At 66.1% G+C, this 413-nt stretch carries 1 protein-coding gene; it reads left to right on the forward strand.

What is annotated here, in order from left to right; genetic code table 11:
* Positions 1-413 (forward strand): AMP-binding protein (locus tag K675_RS30435; protein ID WP_037006330.1); only part of this gene is annotated, 413 nt, incomplete at both ends.

Raw genomic sequence — 413 nt, forward strand, 5'->3', positions numbered from 1 at the left:
CGTCCCGAGGCGTGCGCCGCGATCCACGATGGCGTGACGTTGACTTACGCCGAACTCAACGCCCAGGCCAACCGCCTGGCCCGGCATCTGCGTGGCCTCGGCGTGCAGCCGGGGGACAGCGTGGCGATCCTGCTGGAACGCAGCCATGAGCTGCTGGTCAGTCAGCTGGCGGCGCTCAAGTGTGCTGCCGTTTATGTGCCGCTGGACATCAACGCACCGCTCGAACGCCAGGGCTTCATGATCGAGGACAGCCAGGCGCGGGTGTTGCTGACCCGCAGCCAGGTGTCGCTGGCCAGCGCCGCGCAGCGGGTTGAAGTGGATCGCCTGGACCTGTCCGGCTTCGATCCGGACGATCTGGAGATCGAGCAATCCAGCGAAAGCGTGGCGTACATCATGTACACCTCCGGCTCCAC

The sequence above is a fragment of the Pseudomonas fuscovaginae SE-1 genome, from assembly GCF_000364705.1.
Lineage (GTDB): Bacteria > Pseudomonadota > Gammaproteobacteria > Pseudomonadales > Pseudomonadaceae > Aquipseudomonas > Aquipseudomonas fuscovaginae_A.